We start from the raw sequence: 21,334 nt of genomic DNA, 5'->3' as shown, positions 1-21,334 counted from the left end.
TAAAAAATAAATCATGAAATATATATATTCTCTAATAATAATTTTAGGCATTTCTTTAACTGCAATGGCACAGCTACATGTTATAGGCAGCGCAGGTGGAGAAGCGGAAAATATTACCGGTTCCGTATCCTGGACATTAGGCGAAACCTTTGTAAATACCACCGGCGGTAGCAACATGCAAGTTACGCAAGGTTTTCAACAAGGAAACTTTCAGGTTTCTACAGCCATTGATAAATCGGAAGAATGGGGTATTGAAATAAAGGTTTATCCAAATCCCGTAAAGAATCTCTTGACGGTAGAAACCCAACAACAATCAGTAAAACTTAGGTTTCGATTGTATAATGTAAATGGCAAACTGTTGAAAAACGGTACGGTAGATGCATCTCGCCAAAGCATAAACCTATCCAATTATCCTCCGGGAAATTACATATTTCAAATGTTGGAAGCATCTGAACTTATAAAATCGTTTAATGTGGTTAAGCAGGAGTAAACTAAACCTCACCTGAAAAAATGAGATTAAAGATTATTAAAAGGCACCTTTTACACCGTTTGTAAACTTGAATGGCAAAATAACCGAAAGAAAAACAGAATTTTTATGGGGCAATATTTGTTCTTTTAGATAAAAATACCGTATTTTGCGCTCTGTTTGAAAAATGTATCCGAAAAAAAACGGTTGTAAAGATGTCAAAAGTTTGTCAGATAACTGGAAAAAGGTTCATGGTAGGGAATAATGTTTCTCACTCCAAAAGAAGAACCAAAAGAAGATTTGATGTAAATCTATTTAAAAAACGTTTCTTCCTGGTGGAAGAAGGACGTTGGATGGACCTTAGGGTTTCGGCTTCCGGGCTTAGATTAATCAACAAGGTTGGTTTGTTAGCAGCTTTGAAATCCGCTAAAGAAAAAGGGTTAATAACTAAATTTTAAGGGATTTTAAGAGATGGCTAAAAAAGCAAAAGGAAATCGTATTCAGGTTATTCTTGAATGCACAGAGCACAAGGAGAGTGGAATGGCTGGAACAAGCCGTTACGTTTCTGTAAAAAACAGAAAAAATACTCCCGACAGAATGGAATTGAAAAAGTATAACCCTATTTTAAAGCGTTATACCGTACATAGAGAAATTAAATAAAAGCTTGTATCATGGCTAAAAAATCAGTAGCAACATTACAAAAAGGGGGCGGTAAAGGTCACTCCAAAGTGATTAAAATGGTAAAGTCGCCCAAAACTGGTGCCTACTCTTTTAAAGAAGAGATAGTAATCAATGACGAAGTAAAAGATTTTTTCAAAAAATAATTTTGCAAGGGCAAAAGACATTTTTAACAATGAAGCTTCCTTTATAACAAAGGAAGCTTTTTTGTTTATGTATTTTTCGTATTTTTAGCCCCTGTAATTAGTGACAGCAAATGAGTTACACCTTTTTGATGTGTATAACCAGAGCTGGTAAAGACTAATTAGTTTGTTCACTTACCGTTTTTAAAGTATAATATGGGATTGTTCGGGAGTTTTACCAAAGATAAAAAAGATAAACTCGATAAGGGTCTGGCAAAGACTAAAGAGAGTGTGTTTAAAAAACTTTCGCGTGCCGTTGCCGGCCGTTCGCGTGTGGATGATGATGTCCTGGACCAGTTGGAAGAAATCCTTATTACCTCCGATGTAGGCGTAGATACCACTCTGAAAATTATCCGACGCATTGAGGATAGGGTGGCGAGAGATAAATTCATGAATACCTCTGAATTGAATAAAATACTAAAAGAGGAAATTGTGGCGCTTCTTTCTGAAAATCAGGTGGATGGCGAAGGTGATTTTGATCTGCCACAAAGCGAGCACCCTTATGTGATTATGGTGGTAGGTGTAAATGGTGTAGGTAAAACAACTACTATTGGCAAGCTGGCGCATAAGTTTAAAGCAGCCGGTAAAAAAGTAGTGTTAGGTGCTGCCGATACCTTTAGGGCAGCCGCCATAGAGCAACTGCAGGTGTGGGCCGATAGGGTAGATGTTCCTCTGGTGCGCCAAAATATGGGTTCGGATCCGGCTTCAGTGGCCTACGATACCTTGGCTTCGGCTAAAAAGCAAGGTGCCGATGTGGTTATCATCGATACTGCCGGAAGATTGCACAATAAGGTAAACCTGATGAACGAGCTCAGCAAAGTTAAAAAGGTAATGCAAAAAGTAGTGCCCGATACGCCAAACGAAATTATTCTGGTGCTCGATGGTAGCACCGGACAAAATGCCTTTGAGCAGGCCAAGGAATTTACTAAAGCCACGGAAGTAAATACGCTGGTGATAACGAAGTTGGATGGAACAGCAAAAGGAGGCGTGGTGATAGGTGTTTCCGACCAATTCAAAATCCCAGTAAAATATATAGGTATTGGGGAAGGAATAGACGATTTGCAGGTTTTTAACCGTACAGAATTTGTGGATTCATTATTTAATTAGCTATCGCCTAAAACATAAGAGAAAGTTGCCTGTTGTTCTGGTAGCTTTTAAGGAATAACTCGTTATTTTCATCTTGTAAATAAAGTGTTGTTCCTTGATTTTTTAATAACCCCTCCCTACTTAACGTATAAGCGCATAAAATGAAAAAAATAGATGTTGTAACCCTGGGCTGTTCAAAAAACCTGGTAGATTCAGAAAGGTTGATCGGCCAATTTAAAGCAGGAGGTTTTACGGTGGCACATGATGCAGAAAAGCCACAGGGAGATATTGCCATCATTAACACCTGTGGATTTATTGGCGATGCTAAAGAGGAATCCATCGAAACCATATTGAGTTTTGCTGAAGCCAAAAAGAGGGGGCAGGTAAAAAAACTCTTCGTCATGGGCTGTCTTTCCGAAAGATACGAGAAGCAATTAAAAGAAGAACTGCCAGAGGTGGATGCTATTTATGGTAAATTTGATTGGAAAAAGATAGTGGAAGATTTAGGACAGACCTATCGTGCCGATTTGATTAACGAGCGCAGTTTGACTACACCGGGCCATTATGCTTATTTTAAAATATCTGAAGGATGCAACCGCTCCTGCTCCTACTGTGCCATACCTTTAATTACAGGAAAACACCAAAGTAAACCCATAGAGCAATTGGTTCAGGAGGCAGAAGGATTGGCGGCAAAAGGTGTTAAAGAACTTCAGGTGATAGCACAGGATCTTTCGTTTTACGGTTTGGATATATACAAGCAGATGCGACTGGCCGAATTAACCCAAAAAATAGCCGATGTAAGAGGTGTTGAGTGGGTGCGCTTGCATTATGCCTATCCGGCCGGGTTCCCATACAACCTACTGAAAGTAATGAACGGGCATCCCAATGTTTGTAACTATTTGGATATTGCGCTGCAACATGTGAGCGACCCGATGCTAAAAATAATGCGCAGAAACGTAAGCAAAAGTGATACCTATAAGCTGATTGAACGTATGCGCAAAGATGTACCCGGCATTCACTTACGTACCACCATGATTACCGGTCATCCAGGCGAAACAGAACAGGATTTTAAAGAAATGCTGGATTTTGTGAAGGAGATGCGTTTTGAGCGTTTGGGGGTGTTTCCTTATTCACACGAAGAAGATACCCATGCCTATCGAAACTACAAGGACGAGATACCCGAAGAAGTGAAGCAGGAAAGAGCCAATGCTATTATGGAAGTGCAGGAGAAAATAAGCCTGGAGATAAACCAAGCCAAAGTAGGGAAAGAATTGAAGGTAATTATTGATAGAAAAGAGAAGGATTATTATGTGGGGCGTACCGAATTTGATTCTCCGGAAGTAGATCCTGAGGTGTTGATACCCGTTGAGGGCAATGCCCTGAAAGTAGGTGAGTTTCATACTATCAAAATTACCGGCGCCGAAGCTTTTGACTTGTTTGGGGAGGCGGTTAACGGTTAACGGTATTCGGTGAGCGGTATTTGGTAATGGGTAAATACTGAACAGCGTTCCATACCCCATGCCCAAACCCGCAACCAGTACCTCCTAACTCAAAACTCCTAACTCATGACCCGCACCTCGTAACTCAAATCTCATAATTCAATACGCATAACTCCCCATTTTTATTTTCAATTTCATGGCACGTTATTTTATCCAGTTGGCTTATAAGGGCACAAACTACCATGGTTGGCAAATTCAGCCCAATGCAATTACTGTGCAGCAGGTGCTAAACAAATGTATAAGCACTCTTTTACGTCAGGAAATAAATGTGGTGGGGTGTGGCAGGACAGATGCAGGAGTGCATGCAACGTATTTTGTGGCGCACTTTGAGCATACGGATGCTGCCATTGAAGAAAAGAATTTCATTAACAAGATAAATAAAATACTGCCCAAAGACATTGCGGTTTATTCTTTAACAAAGGTTGATGCCCAAACGCATAGTCGATTTTCGGCTACGGGACGCACCTACGAATACCATGTTGTTACCCGAAAAAATCCGTTTTTGCAGGAGTCTGCCTACCTGTCGCATGTGCCACTTTGTTTTGAAAGCATGAACAAAGCGGCCGCCACGCTGCTTAATTATACCGATTTCACCAGTTTTAGCAAGCTGCACACCGATGTTAAAACCAATAATTGCAAGCTGACACATGCCCAATGGACGCTTGTTGGCGGTAAATGGATTTTTACCATTAAAGCCGACCGTTTTTTGCGTAATATGGTGCGAGCTATTGTAGGCACGCTGTTTATGGTGGGACGAGGTAAAATTACCATTCAGGAATTTGTACAAATCATTGAGGCTAAGGACAGAGGGCAGGCTGGTACCTCAGCGCCAGCGCATGCCCTGTATTTGGTGGATGTGGAATACCCCAGGGGGTTATTTGGTAGATCGCGGTTTATTTGAGCTATTGCTGCTTATTTTGTTGTTATTCAGCTTCTTTAAGCTCTTTTTTTATTTCTTTCTTCAATTTCTTCATATCTTTTTTAAGCTCTTTTAAATCTTTCTGTAATTGCGCCTTATCCCTTTTAAGCTGTTCCCGACTGCGGTTTAGATCGTTTTTATCTATTTCTATCTCAATAGTGTTTATTTCGGCATCGATTAAGGAATCCAGATGCATCGCTTCAATTTGTTTGCCGGCCAATTCAATGGCTGTGTTGGCAGCTTCTAATGATGTTGCCACAATACTTTCGATATCGATACTTTCCAGCACTTCGGCGGCCATCTTTAAGCCGGTTTCGGCCGCTTTAAGTGATAGCTCAGTGGTTTCTTCTATTTCTTGCTTTTCACGGGCGGTAAGTTGGTTTTCTTTCATCGCCTTATTAATTTCTTCTCGGGCCTCTTTCATTTCTGTCCGTATCTCTTCCTGTATAGAATCTGAATTTATTTCGGCCATGGCGGCTTTTATTTCTATCCGGGCTTCTTTCATGGCATCCTGAATGCCTGATTCGCTGATTTCCTTTAATGCCATATTTATCTCTTCCATTATTTCCGCAGAAAGCGATTCGTCATTCTCTGTTAGTGCAATCTCTATGGCTTGTATTATTTCTTTTGAAAGTTTTTCATCGCTTCTTACTATAGTTACATTCTTTTCGACTGCCCGCAGCAAACTGTCTTTTTTTGCTTTGGCCTGCGCTTTTGGTAATGTGGCAATGCGTGTTTGTGGCGATAGACTTTGCTCTTCCGTATGCACGGATTGACTTAAGGGGGGATTGGATTCGTTAAATTGATTACCTAATGAAAAGGAAAGTAAAAAAATACTGCTGAGGATGATGCAGGCCGCAATTAGACCTTCGGAAAAATTTGTTTTCATGGCTCTTTGTTTTTGAATTCGTTTAACCCTTTCCAATAGACTGCTTTTTTTGTGGGCAAAGCCCATGGAGAGATTTTTCTGTGAATAAATAGAGATGTTGCCAGCTTGTCCGCTTATTGACGGATGAGCCAATGCCTGCACGTAACTTAGCTTGTCGCCCGTAAGGTTGATGGCTATATCGTCACAGGCGTGTTCGCGCTCGCGTCTGATATGAGCCGACATACGCCAAATGGCAGGATGATAGAAAAATAAGATTTCAATAATGGATTGGATGATGTTAAACAGATAGTCGTTTCTGACAATATGCGCCAGTTCATGGGCAATAATGGCCTCCACCTTTTTGTCGGATAAACCGGAAAGCATTTTAACAGGGAACAGGATAATGGGCTTTAAAAAGCCCAGGGTAAGGGGGGTAGAGGCATGTGCCGACTGATAGGCGCTTATCTTGCGCGAAATTTTTAATGCGGCAGCCAGTTCTTTTAGTTTATGCATCCATCTGGCTTCAAACGGAAGCAGATTGTTTGTTCTCAGCCGCCAGGTGTAGGCCAGGCCGGCCAACAGCCGCAAGGTAAAAATGCCTATGCCAACCAGCCAGATAGATAGAAGCAGAGGGAAGTTTCGTTGAAACCATACCCTGATTTTTAGTTTTTCAAATTTTAAACCCGATGCAGAAACGTTTAGTTCATTGGGGCGAGGATTAGAAAAGCTAAGATTTTTTAAGTAATCCTGCTGGTTCAGTAACTCGTTCTTTAGTATTTGTTTGTCGCGTGCATCGGTGTATCCTCCAACAAAAGTAGAGATAGACCAGCCTAACATAATTACAAGCGCAGTAAACGAAATAAAATACCTGATTTGAGCGCTGTGCTTTTTTAATGTTGCTAATAAAATTAGCAAAACGATTAGTACGATAATGCCCTGCCATAGTGCATGTACGATGGTCCAACCAAGTGCTTCGCTTATTGCGGGTGAAAATAGCTTATGTATTAAATTCATGACAAATCATATTAAGGGATACCATTTTATTCGCTACAATGATGAATCGGTTTTTATCTGTTCAATAATTTGCTGTATTTCATCTAATTCTTCTACCGATGTTTTTTTGTTTCCCAGCAATTGCATAACCAACGAACTGGCCGAACCGCCAAAAGCCGAATCCACAAAGCGATTGAGCAAACGTTCCCTTGTTTCTTCTCTGGCATGATTACTAAAGTACAAATGACTCTTTCCGCTACGCTCTCTCTTGAGCAAACCTTTCGTTGTCATATTTTGCATAATCTTTAAAGTGGTGGTGTAACCCACATCCTTACTTTTACAAATTAATGCATGAATATCCTTAACTGTAAGTGGCTCTTTTTCCCAAAGGATATTCAGAATATCTAATTCTGCGGCGGTGGGTGTAATTTTTTTTGGTTTCATCTATAATTAAATCAGTTTTCGTGCCTACTACGATGTTTGTCGTACAAATATATACGACACTTGTCGTAGTTGCAAGTTTTTTTATGTTTTTTTTACTCCACATTAATATTCTTGTTCTATTTTTAAGTCTGTTTCTTTCTTTTTGCACCAATTCCGACATATACGTTGGAAAGGATTCGCAATTTCAGATTGATTACCGTCTATCTGCCAACGCACCCCTTTACACCTTATGCTCACCATCTTCCGTTCTCCGCTTTTTGCTTTCTGCTTTCCGCTTTCAAACACTCACCACTTATCACCCACCACTTATCACCCACCACTCCAAATCCCTACTTTATGCTCAATAATTTACGCTCTCCATTTACCAGCTATCGGGTCAGGCTTCTTTTAATTTTAAATCATTACTCATATGTGGTTGAATGTTTTAATTTTGTAAATAAAGTTAATATCAGCGTTATGAGTTTAAAAAAGGATTTTAGGATAACAAGCCTGTTTTTAATGGTTTTAAGCGCGGTGCAGTTTGTCTTTGTCTCGATAAGTGCGGCCACAACCAACGATGTTGTTCCAATTGTAACAGCTGATTTTGAAGATCAGAGCTTTAAGCAAGGCTGGACAGTGCAAGCTGTGCAAGGGCATACCTATTGGGTACAAACAACATACAATGGGAATAGTTACATGCAAATATCCGGTTACAAGGCAACGGGGCCGGATATAGAATCTTTTTTGATTAGCCCGGCAATTGATTTTAACGCGTACGATAACGAAACCTTGACCTTTAAAAGCAAGAATGGATATTATAGTGGAACAACACTATCGGTTTGGCTTTCTACTGATTATGATGGAAGCAATGTGGAAAGTGCTACCTGGCAACCGTTGAATGCTCAAATTGATGAACGTAATAATTACAGTGGATATGGTGCAACTTTTATTGAGTCTGGGCTGGTTGATTTATCGGCCTTTTCGGGGATGGGGCATATAGCCTTTAAATATTCCGGCAATACCTCAAACCGCACAACTACCTATCAGGTGGACGATGTGATGGTGACGGGTAGCAAAAAGAATTTTTCCGGAACCTTGACTTCCGGGTTAATTAATAAGCAAATAAACTTTCCCTATGTGGCTCTTGGTCAGCAAAGCGAGGTTTATGCTTATACCTTAAGTTATACAGGTGTGGCGGGGGATATAAAAATCACTTGTAAACGCGATTATCGGCTATCGTTGGATGGGGCTAATTGGATAAATGAGCTTATTGTTGACACGGGTACGGGCGATGGATCTGCGGAGGTAAAAATAAAATATGCCCCGCAACAAGAGTATTATTACGGCATCGAATCGGTGGTAGAACATAGGGTTAACAATGCCATGCCCTATCAAATAAAAGTTAAACCTGCCAATGCCGGTGTTCCTATAGATGCCACTACCTTAACAAAGGATAAAACATTGGATGTGGTAACGTGGAACCTCCAGTTTTTTGGAATAGCGCCTAATGGAAGTTCAAATCATGCTGCTTTTGAAACCAAGTTATCCCAGGTAGCCAATAAAATAATTGAGTTGGATGCCGATGTGTATGCGATTCAGGAAGTGATTGTGGATGAAAACTACGGCGACTTTTTAACACCACTCATCGAAAAGTTAAACGAACTTGAAGGACAAACAAGCTATGCAGGCGTTTTGGCACCTCGCTATAGCTTTTATTTTCAACCACCCGCCTCCGATTTCCCGGCACAGCGTATCTGTTTTATTTACAATATTAAAACGGTGAGCAACATGGATTCGTTTTCAATGTTTTCAGACTTTTATAAGGGATACTCTACACCGCAAATAACGGGATATCCCGGTAACAGCAGCTTGTTCTGGGCCAGTGGCCGACTGCCACAAATGATGAAGTCTGTTGTGCAGATCGACGGTAAAAGTCAGCTGCTAAATTTTATTAATCTACATGCCAAATGCTGCGATGCAGATGAACGTCGTTGGGCCGATGCGGAGTACTTATTCAACGACTTGATATTAAATTATAACGATGATAACGTTGTGATACTGGGAGATTACAACGAAACCTATTCCATGAGCAAAGGGGCATACGCACCCTGGTATGCCAATTGGAACCGGGATTACCTGCGCGCGGTGGGTTCCTCGCTCGACCATGTGAGTATCTCGGATGAGTTGTATTTTGAATACCAGAGTCTTATAAATAACAGTCGGATTGATCAGGTAAATTACTCCGATCATGACCCGGTGATGCTTCGCATGTTAATTGACACCGATAAAGAGCCCCAAAGTGTTACCTTAGCACCGATTGCATCCCAGCAGGTTGACAACATCATTCACTTACAAGGCGCTGCCAGTTCGGGCTTGCCTGTTACGTACAAGTTGGTGTCGGGCAACGCGAGCTTATCGGGCGATATGCTTCAGGTTAACGGTTTGGGAGAAGTGAACGTGCAGGCTTTCCAGGAGGGTAATGCCCAATATGCACCCGCCTTTTCAGATTGGGTGAGTTTTAATATAGAGGGAAATACAGGGGTAGAGCAGGATTATGCGCAAGGGCTGCGTGTGTATCCAAATCCGGCATCCCATCGCGTTATGGTGTTGATGCCAAACGAAGGACCAAAGCAGATTCGTATTTTCGATTTAACAGGTAAAACTCATCATCAACGCATCGTGTTTGGCAAGGAAGAGATGCTGAAAACGGATGACTTACCCAATGGCGTGTATTTTATTCAGATAACATCGGGTAATATTACCATTGCCAAAAAGCTGGTGGTAAAGAATCGATAATACAGGGTATTGATCACGGGGTAAATAGAGATTTAATGAAAATATTCAGCTCTCGAGCAGCAAGGTGCCTTCTTCTATCCGAAACAAAAAAATAATAAAAAAATCACCCTTAGCGCAATCGGTTGAAATAAGATAAGTGCAGTGTAAGTGAGTGTATGGCAGTAATCTAAAGGTTTTGACGGCAACGGGATATTACTATCTTTGGCTCATTGAAACCAATAATATAAGCAATGACTATTAAAAATCTATTACTTGCACTTACTTTAATTGTATTGAGTGCGTGTGCACAAAATCAACCCCAAAAAACCGTACAGGCTCCCTTTGTTTGGGATAATGCCAATGTGTATTTTTTATTGACCGATCGTTTTAACAATGGCGACACAACTAACGATGTCAATTTTGAGCGTAATGGCGAGACCGGCCTCTTACGCGGATTTATGGGAGGCGATTTCAGGGGAATCATTGATAAGATTAATCAAGGATATTTTACTGATTTGGGTGTGAATGCTTTGTGGTTTTCGCCTGTGGTGGAGCAAATACATGGCAGCGTGGACGAAAGTACGGGAAATACTTATGGTTTTCACGGATACTGGGCCAAAGACTGGACTCGTATAGATCCTAATTGGGGTACGGAGCAAGACTTTATGGATTTGGTTGATGCAGCGCATACTAAAGGTATCAGGATTGTGATGGACGTGGTGCTTAACCATACCGGCCCCGTAACACCTAAGGATCCGGTTTATGGAAAGGATTGGGTGCGTACCGGTCCGCCCTGTACCTACGAAAGTTATGAGTCAACGGTAACTTGTACTTTGGTAGAGAATTTGCCCGATATAAAAACGGAAAGTAACGAAGAAGTAGGTTTACCCGAAGTGTTGTTGGAAAAATGGAAAAAAGAAGGTCGTTTAGAAAAAGAGATGGAGGAACTGAATGCTTTTTTCGCAGAAACAGCTTACCCTCGTGCTCCCCGGTTTTATATTATCAAGTGGCTGACTGATTTTGTGCGTAAATATGGGGTGGATGGTTATCGCATTGACACCGCTAAGCATACTGAAGAGTCGGTTTGGAGTGAGTTGTATAAGCAAGCATCCAAGGCTTTTGAAGAGTGGAAAGCGGCCAATCCGGACAAGGTACTCGATAACAATGCTTTTTATACCGTTGGTGAGGTATATGGTTATGGTGCATCAAGTGGCAGAATATTTGACAATGGAGGGGTGCAGGTGGATTACTTCGATCATGGCATGCATGCCCTCATTAATTTTGAGTTGAAGAGCGATGCCCAAAAAGACTACGAATTCATTTTCGCCAAATATTCCGATATCCTTAACAAGGAGCTTAAAGGCAAGTCTGTTTTAAATTATCTGTCCTCGCACGATGATAGCCATTCTTTTGATATGACAAGAGAAAAAGCCTATAAGGCGGCCAATGTGTTGTTATTATGTCCCGGAGCTTCTCAAATTTATTATGGCGACGAGATTAACCGCCCCTTGATTATAGAAGGTACGGTTGGCGATGCCACCTTGCGTAGTTTTATGAATTGGGAGGATATTGCCTCAAACACAATGGTGAACGGTGTGGGAGCCAATGATTTGTTAAACCACTATCAAAAACTAGGACAGTTTAGAGCAGCGAATCCTGCGGTAGGTGCCGGGGTGCATACGCAAATTACTGCCCAGCCGTATGTTTTTAAACGTGAGTTTACCCAAAACGGATACAGCAACAAGGTTGTTGTTGGTATGGATTTACCCTTAGGTGCAAAAACTATTTCCGTTGGCGATGTATTTGAAAATGGTACAAGGCTTAAAGACCACTACTCTGGTATTGCCGTAAAGGTAAAAAATGGAGAAGTAAGGCTACAATCTGATTTTGATATGGCTTTACTCGCTGCAGATAAATGATGTGTTCAGAATAGATCTATTTCTTTGCTTTTAAAGTGATGAGAGTGGGGCAAACGGATGCTAAGCCAATAGCCAAGAGGCCATGGAAAAGTAAACCAGTACGCCGCATATGTCGGAAATAGAAGTTATCAACGGCGCACTGGCAGTGGCGGGATCCAGCTTTAGTTTCGTGAATATAAAAGGTAAGAGCATACCCGTTAAACTGCCTATAACTACCGTAATTATCATAGTTAAAGCCACCACTGCCATAATCTCGGGTGCCCTGAAGTTAGCAATCAGGGCAACACCGAGCGCCATTGTTGTGCCCAGGAGTACCGCAACAACAAGCTCTTTCCCTATAAGCTTATACAAATCAGCTATACGCACTTCACCCATAGCCAAAGAGCGGATCATAAGTGTTGCCGACTGCGAACCAGCATTACCACCACTGTCAATAAGCAGGGGTAAAAAGAAAACCAGTGCAACCGCCGATTGGATCACATCCTCGAAGTTGCTCAAGGCTGCACCCGAAAAAATATTCACAAACACCAATGCCATCAGCCAGACAATCCGGTTTTTATATAACGAAAATAAGCGCGTTTTAAGTGGATTTGAAATGGCAGTTTGAAAAGAACCGAATTTATGAAAGTCCTCTGTTGATTCCTCTTCCACCACATCCATTATGTCGTCGAAGGTGACAATACCCAGCAACACGCCCTCTTCGTTTACTACGGGCAAGGCCACCCGATCGTAGTCCCTGAATACTTTAATAGCTGTTTCCTGATCTTCATTGGCATTAAGTGCGATAAAACGGTTGTCCATTAACTCTTTGATTGCTTGCTGTGGAGATGCCAGAAGAAGTTCTTTGATTCTGATATCGTCAATCAGTTTCCAATCTTCATCCACAATATAAATCACGTTTAATGTTTCCGAATCCCTACCATATTTACGGATATGCGCAAAAGCCATCTCCACGGTAAAAAAGGATTTAATAGCCACAAATTCAGGTGTCATCAACCTGCCGATACTATCTTTTGAGTAGCCTAGCAGCTTATTGGTAATACTGCGTTTTTCGGGCGACAAGTATTGAAGCAACCGCTGTGCTACTTTGCCGGGCAACTCCCCCAGAAATGCCGTTCTATCGTCTGGTTTTATATCATTAAGCAGTTTGGAGATAATCTGTGATTTTTCGGCCAAACCTTCAATAATTTCTTCTTGCTTTTGATGGCTGAGCAACTTAAACACCTCTCTGCCATGGGCTCGGCCAAGTAGCCTGAATAATATAACCTCATCATCGGCCGATGCACTTTCGATTAATTGTGCTACTTGTATTGGATCCAATTCTTCCAATGCCGTTTTTAGCAATCGCCAATCTTCACGTTGAATAATATTTTTAAACTTGACTTTGGTTTTTGTGGAGTACATCTATTTTGATTTTTATGTGCAAGATAACAGGATATATTTAATAAGGATAACAAGGCAGAGGGATAGATGGATTAAATAAATTTTAAATACTCTTGTGAAATATCTTACCGGACGGTTCACTGTTCGTGCATATTTTTTATCTTTGAACAAAATACCTGTGCGATGAATCTGCGTAAAATAAACATACCCCCTATCCTTAAAAACAAGTACATTTTAACACTTGTCGTATTTGGTGTGTGGATGCTTTTTTTTGACCAAAATAACTTATGGGACAAGAGGAAACTCAATTCGCGGATAAATCAATTAGAAAAACAAAAACATCATTATCAGGTTGAAATAGAGCAAAACGAGCGTAAACTTAGCGAAATACAGGAAAGTCCGGAAAGTTTAGAGAAATTTGCCCGCGAAGAGTACCTCATGAAAAAGAATGACGAAGATATTTTTGTTATCATTGAACCTTAAATTTTAAGTTATTGCTACCGCCAATCAGGTGCTGCTAGCGTTTACAATTTAATTACAACACAATTTTATAATTATGTATAAAGCACTTAGTGCAGCCTATTTTATTGGAATGATTCTGGTATTGGCCGGAATTTTATTTCAATTAAACGATATACCCTATGCCCTGGTTTGTTTGATAATTGGATTAATACCTATACTTGGCGGCCGTTTGTTCAATTTTATAAAAGGGAAAGCAGAAAATAAACGTTTACATGCCATTATGCTGTTTAGTGCTTTATTTTTAACAGCTGCTGTGGTAGCAATCTATTTTAATAGGAGCTATTGGATTATAGCCGTGTTAATTACGGCCACGTTGGATTTATACGTGAGCTTTAGAAAGTATAAACGGTAGCTTGGTATTTTGCCTGTATTAGAGCATTCATTAATTTTACACCGTAAAAAATAACCTGCTTGTTAAATCACTATTTGTCCTGTTTATATAACGCCGGCTGATTTATGGCTGTTTTCTCACTGCTATTACATTTGTGCTGTAAACCTTTTTCATAAATCTGATATTCTACACTTCCAAAATTGCCACATACTGTAAAAATTCGTTTATCCAGCAAATAAAAGCTTTCGTAAAAAACAGTTTAAATATCCTAACCTATCGCTACGAGGGGCGTACCAAATGATACGGTGCAAATAAGCGTTCAGCGTTAAATCAATATTATAATTGAATTATCGTTCGCTTTGTTAAATTTGTACCATAGCCTAAATTAACGCCTTATACAAAATGCCAATCGGAAACGAATCAGAACATGCTGACACCAATATGCTTTATACCTCGGCTGTGCCTGTCGATAGTATTAAGTGTGACGAGTGCAGTAAAACCAAAGTAATCGAGAGTATGTCCGAAAAGGTGTATGGTTATATCTCGCAAACTGTTCCTATACACTCCGATAAAGTTTGTGTGGTAGAATCTTTCCAGTCCGATTGGTGTAATAAGTTAGCAGAACCCATGTTGGGTTTGGTGGATGTTTGTCCAATAAATTTAAGCAACAACCTTAATGTATATTTAAAAAACCTCAACGCCAGTTTGCCGGAAACTTCTATTATTGTTGGGTGCTGCATGATTGCCGACATTGAGGATAAAAAAGCCAGAAGAAAAAATAAGTATTACAAATATTTAAAAAAGGGTAAGGGCTTTTATAAAGCGGAAACCTTGGGGAGATTGGTTTATTTTGGTTTTTCGATTATTGAATTTAAGGAAATAGAGGGCTTGCTGTATTTTATGGTGATGAAGGTAAAAGAGGCACCCGGCAATTTAAATGGATGTAGCGATAAAATATTATTTCCAATGACCAGAATAGGTAAAGATGGGAAAAAGCTTATCGTTTATAAGGTAAGAACCATGCACCCTTATTCGCAATATCTGCAGAACTATGTGGTTAGGTTAAATGGCTATAACGAAGTGGGAAAGCCGGCCAATGATTTTCGATTGACCCCATGGGGTAAGTTTTTTCGCAAATATTGGTTAGACGAACTGCCACAGTTGTTAAATCTGCTTAAAGGGGAGCTTGCGCTGGTAGGGGTACGGCCCTTGAGCCAAACGCGTTTCTCAGAGCTGCCCCGCGAAGTACAAGAGCTCCGTGTTCAATTTAAGCCGGGGTGTATTCCTCCATACGTATCTCTTCTGATGCCCGATTCAAAAGGCAATATTGAAGCCGAAATGATTTATATGGATGAAAAAAGGAAAAAAGGAATTCGTACCGATGTGAAATACTTTTTTATGGCAATAAAAAATATTTTAACAGGGAAAATTACCAGCTCCTAATAAAAGCAAGCCAAAGCCAAAATGGTTGAGGTTTCTTTATTGTTTATGTTTAGGATTGTCAGTCTCTTTAAAGCATAAGCACTCGCCCAATCAATACTTACCGTCTCATCGGATTGTTCACTATCGGTTACTTACAGAATTAACCTGGCTCACACCGATTAACCTGTCGTAGTAATCGCCCATGCCGCGATAATAAACCAGAATGAGATAGTCATTCTCAGCTTTGCTGTGCGAGCCTTCAAATAGGCCTACCGAAGCTTCGCGGAGATTATTAGGCTTAAAAGCAAATTGGTAATTATAAAATCCTTGTTTTAGCAGCAACGATGTCTCGTACTGTTTTAAGTTAAAATTATACTCCATTTTCGATTTCTCAGTAAATTGCCAATTGGTTAAGGCACCCACCAGATGCACCTCGCCACCCACCAATGGCGCTGAACGTGGCAGATTAAAATGTACAAATACATAGTCGGCCTCAATTTCAGGCTCGTCTTTCTCCTGTATTTCAATTACATATCTACCGTTAAAATCGTTGTTAAAAAAGTACGATTGTCCGGCAAGTATCTCATCGGGGAATAATTCTACATGCGAATAGGGGGCGTGAAACGTGATGTCCTTTATTTTACTACTCTGAAAACGAATGCTTCGTAAATCTAACCATCTAAACTCATTACCGCCCTCAAACAGGGTTTCGCGATTATAGTTGTACACTAATTCATTTTGCTTTATAAATTGTGGTTTTAGCCGGGTGATGGCATTGTCTGTTCGTCCGTTCTGAAATATGCTCACCTTAACATCGTTTAAAGGATTGCTCATTTCAAAATTGGGATGAAATATAGTCAGGTCAATTTCTTGCTTTGCTTTTCTCAATTCCGAATTCATAGTGTATTTTACCTGTGGAATTACATCCACCAATTGCTCTGTAACCATAAATCGTTGGGATAAAACAGGATTACTGGTCTGGGTGTTCTCATAAACTTTTAACACATAATTGCCCGAAACCAAAGGGCTTAAATCCTCGTTCGGAAAAGTAAGTTGGTAATGCACATAATCGATGGAAGTATTAAAAGAGTAGGCATAATCCAAAAGGGCTACCTTGTTTATTCCGCGGGCATACTCGGTTTCCATTAACTGCGATGGCTCCCAGCCCTCGTCGCAATGCACAATACTATAATAGTAATCCCGCGTTTCACCCACCAAATCGTCGAACGATACCAGTATTTTATCGCTACTGCCAATATGAATGATAGGGTAGGACAAGGGCCAGCCCTGCTTATGGCATTGCACGGTTTTAATGGAGGATTTGTAAGCTCGATTGGGAATGGGCTGCGCATTCAAAAAATGAAATACCATTAGGAGAAAGAAGGATAGAAGAGGGGTTTTTTTTATCATAGCATTTTACTGGTAAATGGTTTTACGGAGTACTTTATATAAATTATGTTGCTGCCATGATGAGCGTTCCGCTTCAGAATCAAATCCTGTTTTTTCTATGGCTGTATAATTTTCAAGACTATCTTTGAAATCGGGAAATATTTACCTTTCAAGGCCAGATGTACTGTGTTGACCTTTAATGCTAAATTTTTTAACTACTATTCGGAGTTATAGTCTTCACGCTCTGTTTTGATAGGCTGTTAAGATAAGATTCAATTATTGTCATCTTGTAATTACGAACATCCGTTTCGCTCTCTCAATTACAGTGATGTTGAACCTTATGTCTGTTGAGTTTCTATGTTAAGCACGTTTACTTAGCTGCAAATATATTTAACATGTACGGCATGTACAAATTTTTTCTATAAATGCGATTTGATGATTTTTTTCTTTAATTGTTGACTCAAAGGGATGGACAAGTTAGAATTTATTGTATTTTTGCATCAAATTTTTAAAAAACTTTTTATCAAACATGTCAGACGTAATCAAAATAAAAAAAGGTCTTGATATTCGGCTGGAAGGTAAAGCGGAAACAGTATTTGGTGCTGTGAAGCTACCTGAGCTCTTTGCTGTAAAGCCGGGGGACTTTCCCGGCTTAGTGCCAAAGTTGGCGGTTAAGCCTGGCGACAAAGTTAAAGTGGGTTCGGTATTGTTTTACGACAAATACCGCACCGATATTAAGTTTGTTTCTCCGGTTAGCGGCGAGGTTACGCTGGTAAACCGTGGCGAGCGCAGACGAATATTAGAGGTTGTGGTTAAGAGTGATAACCAGAACGAGGCTGAAGAGTTTGGGGCAGTTGATCCAAAGCAGGTATCTAAAGAGGAAGCAATAAAAAAAATGAAGGCAGCCGGTATGTGGCCTTTCCTTCGTCAGCGTCCTTACAATATAATCGCCAATGCCGAGGACGAACCCAAAGGTATTTTTATTTCAGCATTCGATTCGGCTCCCCTGGCTCCGGATTATGACTTTATCGTATCAGGGCAGGAAAAAGAATTTCAGGCCGGGGTCGATGTGTTGAATAAACTAACCCCGGGTGGAGTTCATATTGGTGTAAATCAGCAAATGGCATCCAAGCTGTTTTTATCTACTCAGGGGGTTACAAGACATTCTTTTTCGGGTCCGCATCCGGCCGGTAATGTAGGTGTTCAGATTCATCATGTTTCGCCAATCAATAAAGGTGAGCTGTGTTGGACTATTCAGCCACAGGAGGTTATATCTTTGGGTAAACTATTTCTTGAAGGTACCTACGATGCGTCCAGAGTGATTGCCTTAACGGGTTCTGAGCTGAAAAACCGAAACTATGTACGAACAAAAGTAGGCGCTAACATTGCACCCTATGTAGCCAATAATGTATCGGAAGGTAATTTGAGATACATCAGTGGTAACGTACTCACGGGAACTAATATTGGTAAGGATGGCTACTTGGGTAGTTACCATGCTCAATTTACCGTAATACCCGAAGGCGACAAAAGCGAATTTATGGGATGGGCCGCCCCGGGATTGGATAAGTTCAGTTTGTCGCGCACATTTTTTACCTGGTTGAGCGGCAAAAAGCAATACGTTTTAGATGCTAATCTTAACGGTGGTAAACGTGCTATTATCGTTTCCGGCGAATACAACAAGGTGCTGCCTATGGATATCATGCCCGAACAGCTGATAAAAGCGATTATTACCGTTGATATAGATAAAATGGAGCAGTTAGGAATTTACGAAGTGGTAGAAGAGGATCTGGCACTGTGTGAATTTGTGTGTACCTCAAAGTTAGAAATTCAAAGCATTTTGCGCAAAGGCCTGGATGTGATGATAAAAGAGATGAGCTGATATGTTCAATCAATTTGTAAATATTAAAACTATAGTAAATTGAAAGCATTAAGACAATATTTAGATAAAATCAAACCAAACTTTGAAAAAGGAGGGAAGTTTGAAAAGTTGCACTCCACATTCGATGCTTTTGAGACTCTACTTTTTGTTCCGGCCAAAACGTCAAAAAGCGGTGTGCATATCCATGATGCCATTGATTCAAAAAGAACAATGTCTATTGTGGTGATGGCCTTGATACCTGCTTTGCTGTTTGGTATATGGAACACAGGGTACCAGCATTTTTTGGCTTTGGGTCAACCCGATGCTGATTTTTGGCAAATGTTAGGGTACGGTGCTTTAAAAGTGCTTCCTATTGTTGTGGTAGCCTATGTGGTGGGTCTTGGCATTGAGTTTATGTTTGCACAACTACGTGGGCACGAAGTAGCCGAGGGCTTTCTGGTATCGGGGATGCTTATACCTTTAGTGATGCCGGCAGATGTTCCTTTGTGGATGGTGGCGGTGGCTACCGCCTTTGCCGTGATTATAGGTAAAGAAGTGTTTGGCGGTACAGGTATGAATATCTGGAACCCGGCGTTGATAGCGAGGGCCTTCTTGTTTTTTGCCTATCCCTCAAAAATGTCGGGCGACCTTATATGGGTTTCCGGTATGACCAAGGGCGAGGGCATAGTAGATGGCTATTCAGGTGCAACAGCACTGGGTAATGCGGCCGTGGGTAAAACAGAGTTGCTGGCCAATGGACAACCTTTAGATTTATGGCACAGTTTTTTAGGTATTATACCCGGCTCCATAGGCGAAACAAGTATGATAGCTATCCTTATAGGTGCATTGGTATTATTGATTACCGGAATAGGAAGTTGGAAAATAATGCTCAGCGTATTTGCCGGAGGCTATCTGATGGCACTGGGATTTAATGCCATAGGATCCAACGAATTGATGTCGGTGGATGCAGTACACCAGCTTTGTCTGGGAGGCTTTGCCTTTGGTGCTGTTTTTATGGCCACTGATCCCGTATCTGCTACCCGAACCGAAAAAGGAAAGTTTATTTATGGATTCCTCATTGGTGTATTTGCTATGTTGATACGTGTATTCAACCCGGCATATCCCGAAGGTGTGATGTTGGCCATTCTACTGATGAACACTTTTGCACCATTGATTGATCACATGGTTGTTCAGCAGCATATTAAACGCCGTTTAAAACGAGTTAAAGTAAACGCTTAATAAACTATAACAATGGACAAACAAGGAAATTTATATACATTTCTATATGCATCGGCCATGGTAATTGTGGTAGCTGCGATTTTGGCTTTTGTATCGGAAACCCTAAATCCAATACAGAGTAAAAACGTTGAGGTGGCTAAAAAAATTGACCTGTTAAGGTCGGTGGGTATCGATAGTGATGCGACAACAGCTGAAAGAATTTACGATGAGCATATTGGTAACAATACCAAGGTTATTAATATGAGTGGTGAGGAAGTAGAAGGCAACGCCTTTGATATTGACCTGACTAAAGAGAATCGTAAACCGGCCGAAGAACGCAAGTATCCGCTATACATATGTACGCTTGATAATGGTAGCGAAAAATTAATTATACCCTTGCGCGGTGTTGGATTGTGGGGACCCATTTGGGGTTATGTCTCACTTAACGAAGATAAAGAAACTATTTTTGGTGCCAGCTTCGACCACAAAGGCGAAACACCGGGATTGGGTGCAGAAATTGCACATGAATCATTCGAAGACCAGTTTATAGGAAAAACCATCTTCGATAAATCCGGTACCTTTACTTCTATTAAGGTATTAAAAGGAGGCCTTGCCGAAGGCAATGAGCACGCGGTAGATGCGATTACCGGGGGTACAATCACCGGAAATGGCCTGCAGGATATGTTAATGAACGGCCTGCAAGGATATATAGAATATTTAAAAAACTAAACGGTTAAAAAATGAGTAACAAAGAACCTTTGTTTTCAGCTAAAAACCGAAAACTGATAACAAACCCGCTTAGCGTTCAAAATCCGATTACCATACAGGTATTGGGTATTTGCTCGGCATTGGCGGTGACGGCCAAATTAGAACCGGCCATTGTAATGTCTATTTCGGTTGTATTTGTGTTGGTTTCGGCCAACGTAATTATATCATTGCTTCGCAACACTATCCCTTCGCGTATTCGTATTATCGTACAGCTGGTGGTGGTGGCGGCACTTGTAATACTGGTGGACCAGATACTGAAGGCCTTTGCCTACGAGGTGAGCAGGCAATTGAGCGTATTTGTTGGATTAATTATAACCAACTGTATCATCATGGGGCGCCTGGAGGCCTTTGCCTTAGGTAACAAACCCTGGCAGTCGGCACTCGATGGTGTGGGCAATGCAGCCGGGTATGGTGTAATCCTGATTATCGTGGCTTTCTTCCGGGAATTGTTCGGGTCAGGTACCTTAACGCTGCCCGGATTGGGCACCTTGCATGTTATTCCACAGGTATTTTACGACTGGGGATATGCCAATAACGGTTTCATGATTTTGCCTCCGATGGCATTGATTACCGTGGGTATCATTATTTGGGTTCAACGTTCTCGCAACAAGGACTTGGTTGAATCGTAATTATTA

General features: G+C 40.8%; 20 protein-coding genes. 16 read left to right on the top strand and 4 right to left on the bottom strand.

Annotation, left to right across the window (positions count from 1 at the left end; translation table 11 throughout):
- Nucleotides 1-13: 13 nt before the first annotated feature.
- The 7 genes from FN809_RS09410 to truA all read left to right on the top strand — a co-directional run bounded on the left by FN809_RS09410 (nucleotide 14) and on the right by truA (nucleotide 4,812).
- Entirely contained in the window at nucleotides 14-490 is a 477-nt protein-coding gene (locus tag FN809_RS09410; RefSeq protein ID WP_142533269.1) for a T9SS type A sorting domain-containing protein, read from the top strand.
- Nucleotides 491-681: 191 nt separating this feature from the next.
- Complete coding sequence (gene rpmB / locus FN809_RS09405) at nucleotides 682-924, top strand: 50S ribosomal protein L28 (RefSeq protein WP_142533268.1); 243 nt, start codon at nucleotides 682-684, stop codon at nucleotides 922-924.
- A gap of 13 nt (nucleotides 925-937) precedes the next feature.
- Nucleotides 938-1,126, top strand: a complete 189-nt coding sequence (rpmG, locus tag FN809_RS09400) for a 50S ribosomal protein L33 (RefSeq protein ID WP_142533267.1) — start codon at nucleotides 938-940, stop codon at nucleotides 1,124-1,126.
- An 11-nt stretch (nucleotides 1,127-1,137) separates the two neighbouring features.
- The gene (locus FN809_RS09395; protein WP_142533266.1) at nucleotides 1,138-1,290 is read left to right on the top strand and encodes a DUF4295 domain-containing protein; all 153 of its coding nucleotides are present in this window, start codon (nucleotides 1,138-1,140) and stop codon (nucleotides 1,288-1,290) included.
- Between the two features lie 192 nt (nucleotides 1,291-1,482).
- The gene (gene ftsY / locus FN809_RS09390) at nucleotides 1,483-2,433 is read left to right on the top strand and encodes a signal recognition particle-docking protein FtsY (protein ID WP_142533265.1); all 951 of its coding nucleotides are present in this window, start codon (nucleotides 1,483-1,485) and stop codon (nucleotides 2,431-2,433) included.
- Nucleotides 2,434-2,573: 140 nt separating this feature from the next.
- On the top strand, nucleotides 2,574-3,872 hold the full coding sequence (rimO, locus tag FN809_RS09385) for a 30S ribosomal protein S12 methylthiotransferase RimO (RefSeq protein ID WP_142533264.1): 1,299 nt from the start codon (nucleotides 2,574-2,576) through the stop codon (nucleotides 3,870-3,872).
- 175 nt (nucleotides 3,873-4,047) lie between these two features.
- Nucleotides 4,048-4,812 (top strand): tRNA pseudouridine(38-40) synthase TruA, encoded by a 765-nt coding sequence (truA, locus tag FN809_RS09380; protein ID WP_142533263.1) that lies wholly within the window; start codon nucleotides 4,048-4,050, stop codon nucleotides 4,810-4,812.
- Between the two features lie 22 nt (nucleotides 4,813-4,834).
- Here truA and FN809_RS09375 read toward each other — a convergent pair whose 3' ends face one another.
- Together FN809_RS09375 and FN809_RS09370 are read right to left on the bottom strand one after the other, a co-directional pair.
- Entirely contained in the window at nucleotides 4,835-6,712 is a 1,878-nt protein-coding gene (locus FN809_RS09375) for a M56 family metallopeptidase (protein ID WP_142533262.1), read from the bottom strand.
- Nucleotides 6,713-6,745: 33 nt separating this feature from the next.
- Complete coding sequence (locus FN809_RS09370; RefSeq protein WP_142533261.1) at nucleotides 6,746-7,135, bottom strand: BlaI/MecI/CopY family transcriptional regulator; 390 nt, start codon at nucleotides 7,133-7,135, stop codon at nucleotides 6,746-6,748.
- Between the two features lie 456 nt (nucleotides 7,136-7,591).
- Here FN809_RS09370 and FN809_RS09365 point away from each other — a divergent pair, with 456 nt between their 5' ends.
- Both FN809_RS09365 and FN809_RS09360 read left to right on the top strand, forming a co-directional pair.
- Nucleotides 7,592-9,910 (top strand): T9SS type A sorting domain-containing protein, encoded by a 2,319-nt coding sequence (locus FN809_RS09365; protein ID WP_185957518.1) that lies wholly within the window; start codon nucleotides 7,592-7,594, stop codon nucleotides 9,908-9,910.
- 230 nt (nucleotides 9,911-10,140) lie between these two features.
- Complete coding sequence (locus FN809_RS09360; protein ID WP_142533259.1) at nucleotides 10,141-11,808, top strand: alpha-amylase family glycosyl hydrolase; 1,668 nt, start codon at nucleotides 10,141-10,143, stop codon at nucleotides 11,806-11,808.
- A 60-nt stretch (nucleotides 11,809-11,868) separates the two neighbouring features.
- On the opposite strand, the gene mgtE is transcribed toward FN809_RS09360, so the two are convergent.
- The gene (gene mgtE / locus FN809_RS09355) at nucleotides 11,869-13,212 is read right to left on the bottom strand and encodes a magnesium transporter (RefSeq protein ID WP_142533258.1); all 1,344 of its coding nucleotides are present in this window, start codon (nucleotides 13,210-13,212) and stop codon (nucleotides 11,869-11,871) included.
- Nucleotides 13,213-13,374: 162 nt separating this feature from the next.
- Here mgtE and FN809_RS09350 point away from each other — a divergent pair, with 162 nt between their 5' ends.
- The 3 genes from FN809_RS09350 to FN809_RS18135 all read left to right on the top strand — a co-directional run bounded on the left by FN809_RS09350 (nucleotide 13,375) and on the right by FN809_RS18135 (nucleotide 15,487).
- Nucleotides 13,375-13,674, top strand: a complete 300-nt coding sequence (locus FN809_RS09350; RefSeq protein WP_142533257.1) for an FtsB family cell division protein — start codon at nucleotides 13,375-13,377, stop codon at nucleotides 13,672-13,674.
- A 73-nt stretch (nucleotides 13,675-13,747) separates the two neighbouring features.
- Nucleotides 13,748-14,065 carry a hypothetical protein gene (locus FN809_RS09345; protein WP_246095554.1) on the top strand — a complete coding sequence of 106 codons (318 nt, stop codon included), beginning with the start codon at nucleotides 13,748-13,750 and terminating at the stop codon, nucleotides 14,063-14,065.
- 381 nt (nucleotides 14,066-14,446) lie between these two features.
- Nucleotides 14,447-15,487 (top strand): sugar transferase, encoded by a 1,041-nt coding sequence (locus FN809_RS18135; RefSeq protein WP_142533255.1) that lies wholly within the window; start codon nucleotides 14,447-14,449, stop codon nucleotides 15,485-15,487.
- Nucleotides 15,488-15,607: 120 nt separating this feature from the next.
- Here FN809_RS18135 and FN809_RS09335 read toward each other — a convergent pair whose 3' ends face one another.
- Nucleotides 15,608-16,876 (bottom strand): type IX secretion system plug protein, encoded by a 1,269-nt coding sequence (locus FN809_RS09335; protein WP_142533254.1) that lies wholly within the window; start codon nucleotides 16,874-16,876, stop codon nucleotides 15,608-15,610.
- A gap of 508 nt (nucleotides 16,877-17,384) precedes the next feature.
- Between FN809_RS09335 and FN809_RS09330 the strand changes: the two genes are divergently transcribed.
- The 4 genes from FN809_RS09330 to FN809_RS09315 are packed head-to-tail and all read left to right on the top strand — an operon-like array spanning nucleotide 17,385 to nucleotide 21,328.
- On the top strand, nucleotides 17,385-18,734 hold the full coding sequence (locus FN809_RS09330) for a Na(+)-translocating NADH-quinone reductase subunit A (RefSeq protein WP_142533253.1): 1,350 nt from the start codon (nucleotides 17,385-17,387) through the stop codon (nucleotides 18,732-18,734).
- A gap of 39 nt (nucleotides 18,735-18,773) precedes the next feature.
- Nucleotides 18,774-19,952 carry an NADH:ubiquinone reductase (Na(+)-transporting) subunit B gene (locus tag FN809_RS09325; RefSeq protein ID WP_142533252.1) on the top strand — a complete coding sequence of 393 codons (1,179 nt, stop codon included), beginning with the start codon at nucleotides 18,774-18,776 and terminating at the stop codon, nucleotides 19,950-19,952.
- Nucleotides 19,953-19,964: 12 nt separating this feature from the next.
- Nucleotides 19,965-20,660 carry an NADH:ubiquinone reductase (Na(+)-transporting) subunit C gene (nqrC, locus tag FN809_RS09320; protein WP_142533251.1) on the top strand — a complete coding sequence of 232 codons (696 nt, stop codon included), beginning with the start codon at nucleotides 19,965-19,967 and terminating at the stop codon, nucleotides 20,658-20,660.
- 11 nt (nucleotides 20,661-20,671) lie between these two features.
- Nucleotides 20,672-21,328 carry an NADH:ubiquinone reductase (Na(+)-transporting) subunit D gene (locus FN809_RS09315; protein WP_142533250.1) on the top strand — a complete coding sequence of 219 codons (657 nt, stop codon included), beginning with the start codon at nucleotides 20,672-20,674 and terminating at the stop codon, nucleotides 21,326-21,328.
- The last annotated feature ends 6 nt before the right edge of the window (nucleotides 21,329-21,334 follow it).

This window comes from Saccharicrinis carchari (genome assembly GCF_900182605.1).
GTDB lineage: Bacteria > Bacteroidota > Bacteroidia > Bacteroidales > Marinilabiliaceae > Saccharicrinis > Saccharicrinis carchari.
This window is presented reverse-complemented; position numbering and strand designations above follow the sequence as displayed.

Excerpts from the sequence above, each read along its gene's own strand:
- ftsY (WP_142533265.1), top strand. The coding sequence starts at position 1,483 with ATGGGATTGTTCGGGAGTTTTACCAAAGATAAAAAAGATAAACTCGAT.
- FN809_RS09345 (WP_246095554.1), top strand. The coding sequence starts at position 13,748 with ATGTATAAAGCACTTAGTGCAGCCTATTTTATTGGAATGATTCTGGTA.
- FN809_RS09395 (WP_142533266.1), top strand. The coding sequence starts at position 1,138 with ATGGCTAAAAAATCAGTAGCAACATTACAAAAAGGGGGCGGTAAAGGT.
- rpmB (WP_142533268.1), top strand. The coding sequence starts at position 682 with ATGTCAAAAGTTTGTCAGATAACTGGAAAAAGGTTCATGGTAGGGAAT.
- mgtE (WP_142533258.1), bottom strand. The coding sequence starts at position 13,212 with ATGTACTCCACAAAAACCAAAGTCAAGTTTAAAAATATTATTCAACGT.
- FN809_RS09370 (WP_142533261.1), bottom strand. The coding sequence starts at position 7,135 with ATGAAACCAAAAAAAATTACACCCACCGCCGCAGAATTAGATATTCTG.
- FN809_RS09410 (WP_142533269.1), top strand. The coding sequence starts at position 14 with ATGAAATATATATATTCTCTAATAATAATTTTAGGCATTTCTTTAACT.
- rimO (WP_142533264.1), top strand. The coding sequence starts at position 2,574 with ATGAAAAAAATAGATGTTGTAACCCTGGGCTGTTCAAAAAACCTGGTA.
- FN809_RS09375 (WP_142533262.1), bottom strand. The coding sequence starts at position 6,712 with ATGAATTTAATACATAAGCTATTTTCACCCGCAATAAGCGAAGCACTT.
- rpmG (WP_142533267.1), top strand. The coding sequence starts at position 938 with ATGGCTAAAAAAGCAAAAGGAAATCGTATTCAGGTTATTCTTGAATGC.
- FN809_RS09315 (WP_142533250.1), top strand. The coding sequence starts at position 20,672 with ATGAGTAACAAAGAACCTTTGTTTTCAGCTAAAAACCGAAAACTGATA.
- FN809_RS09365 (WP_185957518.1), top strand. The coding sequence starts at position 7,592 with ATGAGTTTAAAAAAGGATTTTAGGATAACAAGCCTGTTTTTAATGGTT.
- FN809_RS09350 (WP_142533257.1), top strand. The coding sequence starts at position 13,375 with ATGAATCTGCGTAAAATAAACATACCCCCTATCCTTAAAAACAAGTAC.
- FN809_RS09360 (WP_142533259.1), top strand. The coding sequence starts at position 10,141 with ATGACTATTAAAAATCTATTACTTGCACTTACTTTAATTGTATTGAGT.
- FN809_RS09330 (WP_142533253.1), top strand. The coding sequence starts at position 17,385 with ATGTCAGACGTAATCAAAATAAAAAAAGGTCTTGATATTCGGCTGGAA.
- nqrC (WP_142533251.1), top strand. The coding sequence starts at position 19,965 with ATGGACAAACAAGGAAATTTATATACATTTCTATATGCATCGGCCATG.
- truA (WP_142533263.1), top strand. The coding sequence starts at position 4,048 with ATGGCACGTTATTTTATCCAGTTGGCTTATAAGGGCACAAACTACCAT.
- FN809_RS18135 (WP_142533255.1), top strand. The coding sequence starts at position 14,447 with ATGCCAATCGGAAACGAATCAGAACATGCTGACACCAATATGCTTTAT.
- FN809_RS09335 (WP_142533254.1), bottom strand. The coding sequence starts at position 16,876 with ATGATAAAAAAAACCCCTCTTCTATCCTTCTTTCTCCTAATGGTATTT.